Source organism: Mesorhizobium sp. M4B.F.Ca.ET.089.01.1.1, from assembly GCF_004022605.1.
Lineage (GTDB): Bacteria > Pseudomonadota > Alphaproteobacteria > Rhizobiales > Rhizobiaceae > Mesorhizobium > Mesorhizobium abyssinicae.
The window spans coordinates 1-423 of sequence record NZ_RZOS01001475.1 but is presented as its reverse complement, the minus strand read 5'-3'; the positions used below and the strand labels follow the sequence as shown (position 1 = coordinate 423).

General features: G+C 69.3%; 2 pseudogenes. Both read right to left on the bottom strand.

The window, feature by feature from the left end:
* Positions 1 to 152 (bottom strand): annotated as a pseudogene (locus EN780_RS41255) (indole-3-glycerol-phosphate synthase TrpC); the annotation flags it as partial.
* 5 nt (positions 153 to 157) lie between these two features.
* A pseudogene (locus EN780_RS37950) lies at positions 158 to 423 on the bottom strand (anthranilate phosphoribosyltransferase); the annotation flags it as partial.

Here is a 423-nt window from a genome sequence, read left to right as displayed (position 1 = left end):
GCCCTGCGCCTGGCCTCTAGCGCGGCAAGAAAGCCACGCGGTGCCTCGGCGGCTTGAGCCCGCGCCTTGATCTCGGCCAGCGGCACGCGCTGCTTGGCCGCCGCTATCTCCTCGCGTTTGTAGCCTTCGATCTTGCGCAGAATGTCGGACAAGGGCTCTACTCGTTCGAAATTTCAACCAGCCGACCGAGCACTTGGAGCGCGCGGCCGCTGTCGATGGCTTGCGCTGCGCTCGCCATGCCGTCGGCGAGCGTCGTCGCCTTGCCGGCCACCACCAGGCCGGCGCCCGCATTCATCAGCACGGTGTCGCGATAGGCGCCCGCAGCACCTGCCAGCATGTCGCGCAGCGCCTTGGCGTTGTAGGCCGCGTCGCCGCCGCGCAACTCGTCCTTGGTGTGGCGCTGCAGGCCGACCGCTTCGGGGG